3 protein-coding genes are annotated in these 4,378 nt (G+C 74.0%); 1 reads left to right on the top strand and 2 read right to left on the bottom strand.

Annotated features, from left to right (window positions below):
- Positions 1-1,039, bottom strand: a 1,039-nt coding sequence (locus tag UW392_RS40785) for a serine protease (RefSeq protein WP_320780319.1), incomplete at its 3' end; no start/stop codon positions are given.
- Between the two features lie 125 nt (positions 1,040-1,164).
- The gene (locus UW392_RS40780) at positions 1,165-2,841 is read right to left on the bottom strand and encodes a heme peroxidase family protein (protein WP_320780318.1); all 1,677 of its coding nucleotides are present in this window, start codon (positions 2,839-2,841) and stop codon (positions 1,165-1,167) included.
- A 319-nt stretch (positions 2,842-3,160) separates the two neighbouring features.
- On the opposite strand from UW392_RS40780, the gene UW392_RS40775 reads away from it, so the two are divergent.
- The coding region (locus tag UW392_RS40775; RefSeq protein ID WP_320780317.1) for an ATP-binding protein at positions 3,161-4,378 on the top strand (1,218 nt) is incomplete at its 3' end.

Here is a 4,378-nt window from a genome sequence, read left to right as displayed (position 1 = left end):
GCCGGGCCCGCGGGCGCGGGGCCGCCTCGGTCCGGGCGGACGCCGCCCGCCCGGCCGGGGCGCCTTGGTCGGCGGTGAGTCGTTCGTCCGGGGGCCTGGCCTGGTCGCCCAGTTCGGCGAGGAGCGACTGCTGGGCGGCGGGCAGGTCGGCCGAGGCGAGATGCCGGAGGATGGCGCTGACCCGGGCGCCCTCGTTGGCGATCCAGCCCGTGCCGTCGGGGTCGGGCACCCCGGCGTGGTGCAGGGCGACGACCTCCCACTGGTCGTTGCAGACGGGCGAGCCGGAGTTCCCCGGCGCGGTGTCCGTGCGGTAGTGCAGGAACTGCGGCAACTGGTTGACCAGGCCGTTGTCGCGGACCGCTATCTCCTTGGGGCGGCCCTCCGGGTGGCCGATGACGTTCACGGCCTCGCCGATGACGATCTTTCCCTGCCGGGCGATCAGCCGGAGCCGGCCGTGCGCGGCGCCGGGCCGTCGGCCGTCGGAGCCCACCGCGACCGCGACGAGGGTGTAGTCCAGTTCGGGGTCGGTCACGAACAGCTCGTCAGGAGCCAGGTCGTAGGGGTCGACGGGTTTGGGCACGCCGTCGACGTCGGCCTCCAGGTCGAACTCGGCGAAGGAGCCGGTCGCCGTGGCCGCGTCGGGCAGGACGTGGTTGTTGGTGAGCAGCAGCCGCTCCCCCACGAGGAAACCGGTGCCGAAGCCGGCCCGCCGGCCGTCCTCGACGATGGTGACGCGGGCGACGGTGCGGGCCGCGCGGACCCCGCGGGTCAGGAAGTTGACGGCGCGCATCTCGTTGGCGGCGCCGATGATCCGCTCGGGGACGACGGCGGTCCGGCCGGGTTCGGCGTCGGGTGGTTCCGGCTCCGGCAGGAACTCGCCCTCGCGCATCAGCCGTTCGGCGCGGGCGAGCAGTTGCTCCTCGCTGTCGGCGGCGAAGGGCGTGCCCGTCTCCGCCTGGCGGCGCCGGATGTCCGCCCGCTGGGCCGCCGTGTTCCGGTAGCGCTCCATCATGTTCAGCCGCTGCTGTCGTAGGTTCATGCGCGCATGGTGGGTGGCACGGCGGTGGGCCGCTTCGGGGAACTCCCTACGGTTCTCCCGGCGCCCGCGTGCCCCCGCGGGCGTGGCGGCCCGCGGGGGCACGGTCTCTCTCGCGTCCCGGTGTCTCAGAGGACTCCGGCGAAGCGCAGGAAGTCCGCGATGGTACGTACGGGACGTCCGTTGGGGAGCCGGACGCCCTGCGCGGGGCTCCAGCTCGTCTGGTTGGCGTAGGAGCCGCTGTCGGCGCGGATCTGGCCGACGAGCGTCTCGGCGACGATGCGGCTGCCGACCTCGCCGAGCCGCCGGCCCAACTCCCTGACCTCGGCTTCCTTGAGGATGTAGAACCACAGCGGGGTCTTCTCGAACAGACCGCCCTGGGCCAGGGCGTCCCTGACGGGGTCGCTGGTGTTCTGTTCCAGCTCCTGACGGCTGAGCGGTACGACGCCGAGGGCCTCGGCGACCGCCTGGCCGGTGGGTGCCGCCAGCCGGTAGCCGCGCAGCAGGTTGCGGCGGGCGAGGTGTTTGAGCAGTTCGCCGAGGTCCTTGGTGCTCGCGTCGTTGCCCTCGTTACGCATCGTGCCGAGCGGTGGCACGACCTTGGTGTCGATGAGCCGCGCGAACCGGTTGGCGAACTGGCTGTTCTTGTCGACCATCCGGTCCCACTCCGCAGGCCAGTTGCTGGGGAGGGAGTTCAACTGGTTGATGAACCCGCCCCGGTCGGTGAACTGGAAGAGCAGGTCGAGGCTTGCGACGGGGACGTTGGGGTTGGGGCGGCCGAAGTTGCGGTTCCAGTCGTAGGCGCCGCGCACCATGCTGTGGCCGAAGCGGAAGGCGGCCACCGAGAACTCGATGGGCATGTAGAGGCCGCGGTGTTCGAGGTCGAGGAGGTTGGCCTCTGCGGTGTCGACCTGGTCGACGATGTCGGGGCGGGCCACAGTGCGCAGGTAGTCGTGGACGCACAGCCACTGGTAGGTCCAGCGGGTGAGGGACCGGGCCCGCTGGAAGACCTCGGCGTCGCTCTCCCGTTCGGGTTCGTTGTCGCGCACCCAGTCGACCGCGGCGTTGTGGAACCGCAGGAAGGCGACGTGGAGCTGGGCTACGACGAGGTTCTCGTCGTTGCGGTCGTCGCCGACGAGCGGGGTGCCGTCGTCCCTGCGTGGCAGGTCGCGCTGGTTGTCGTCGACCGGCGGGACGGGCGCGCCGACCGAGGCGGGGACGGGCGAGAGCAGCCCCAGGCGGAACTTGACGCCGTCGTAGGGGACGGCGATGCTGCCCGGCGCCGGGGTCGCGAACGGTCCGTCGCCGTAGACGGAGTCGAGGTTCAGGGCGGGGTGCCGCGCGTTGCGCAGCTTCTCGACCACCTCTTCGGGGCGGGTCGGCTGGATCGGCTCGTCGGTGATGCTGATGGTGCCGGTGTCGCGGTCGGTGGCGGCCGTGAGGTCGTGGTCGACGAACTGGCCCCAGTACGTGTAGATCGGCGGGATCGGGGAGTTTATCCGCGGGTCGCGCGCCTCGGCCGCGGTCTCCACCATCGCGATGCCGAGGGCGTTGAGTGCCTTGACCACGGTGGCGACGGTGTCCTTGTCGCCCTGCGGGAGGTGTTTGTCCGGGAACTTCTCCGCGAGGCCGGCGAACAAGTACCGGAAGGAGGTGGTACCCACATGCTCCGCTGCGGCGGCGGTCTCCTGGACGACCGCGCTCAGCGCGCTCTGCTCGTCCTGCGGCGCGGCGCTGTCGAGCACCGAGTGCTCACCGTGCCGGAGGCTCGTGATCACACGCCGGATCTGCCCCTGTTCAGCCATCCCCTGCCCCTTCTCTGGTCTGCGAACACGCGAGTCTGTTCCGGCGGCCGCGGCCGCCGCTTCGGGGAACTCCCTGCATCCGCCCGTCCCTACGGGGGTGGCGCGGCCCCGCGTACGGAGACCGCCGTAGGCCCGGTCCCCCAGACGCGGCGCGGGCCGGTCGCCACCGTGCCGAGTCGGACCGGCCGGGTCGCACCGCACCGCGCCGTTTCCGGACAAGGTGTCGGCAAAGCCGTCCGGCCACTCCTGCCGGGTCCCCTTCCGGGAGCACCCTGGGTGGAGGACGGCCGCGGGGGAGCGGCAGGCCTACGGGGGCGTCATGGACGAAGCGATGATGATGACGACGGGGACGGACCGGGGCGGGCGGGAACCCGTGCGCCCGGCGCCACCCGGGCCGCGCGCGCCGCACGGGCTCGTCGGCCGGGGTGCCGAGCGGCGCCTGGTGGACGCTCTGGTGGACGGTTCGGCCGAGCGGGGCGGCGCGCTGCTGCTGAGCGGTGAGCCCGGCATCGGCAAGAGCGCGGTGCTGCGGTACGCGGCCGCCCGCCGCGAGGGGGGCCGCGTGCTGTGGGCGCGCGGGGTGGAGTCGGAGGCGGTGCTGCCGTACGCGGTGCTGGCCGAGGTGCTGCTGCCGCTGCGCCGGCACTTCGGGGGGCTGCCGCCCGCCCAGCGCCGTGCCGTCGAGGGCTGCCTGGCACTCGCCGACGCCACCGAGCCGAATCCGTACGCGGTCTGCGCGGGGGCGCTCGGTGTGCTGTCCGCCGCCGGGGAGGAGAGCCCGCTGCTGGTCCTCGTCGACGACCTGCACCGGGCCGATCCCTCGTCGCGGCAGGTGCTGCAGTTCGTGGCCCGGCGGCTGGCGACGGAACGGGTGGCCCTGGTGATGACCTCCGGCGGCGGCCCGGAGGAGGACGGCGTCCGGGAGGGCGTGCCGCACGCGGTGCTGGGTCCGCTGACGGACGACGAGAGCTGGACGCTGCTGCGGGGCCGGGACCTCGACCGGTCGGACCCGGCCGCCGACCGGATCGTACGGCTGGCGGGCGGCAGTCCGCTGGTGCTCGTGGAGTACGCGGCGGCGTTGGCGCGGGCCCGCGCGGCCGGTGCCGAACCGTGGGACGACCGCTGGGAGGCGCCCGGTCCGCTCGTGGAGCGGGCCTGGCGCGGGCAGTTGCGGGCGCTGCCGCCGCGGAGCCGGGAGGCGCTGGTGTACGTCGCCGCGGGCCGGGCGCCGCGCTGGCCGCTGTTGCAGCGGGCGCTGGCGGCGGACGGGCTGAGCACCGCCGACCTGGACGCGGCCGAGGCGACCGGGCTGGTGCGGATACGGGACGGGGCGTGCGAGCTGCGCCATCCCGTGCTGCGGCCGGTGGTGCTGGGGCAGTGTGCCACCGTACGGCGGCTGGAGGTCTACCGGCGGCTGGCCGAGGCGAGTTCGGGCGAGCTGCGGACCTGGTACCTGGCGGCCGCGGCGCCGGGGCCGGACGAGTCCGTCGCGGCCCGGCTGGTGGCCGACGCGCGGCAGGCGCGGCAGCGCGGGGCG

This window comes from Streptomyces sp. CRN 30, from assembly GCF_034105845.1.
The sequence above is the reverse complement of the archived record's forward strand: the minus strand, read 5'-3'. Positions and strand labels throughout refer to the sequence as shown.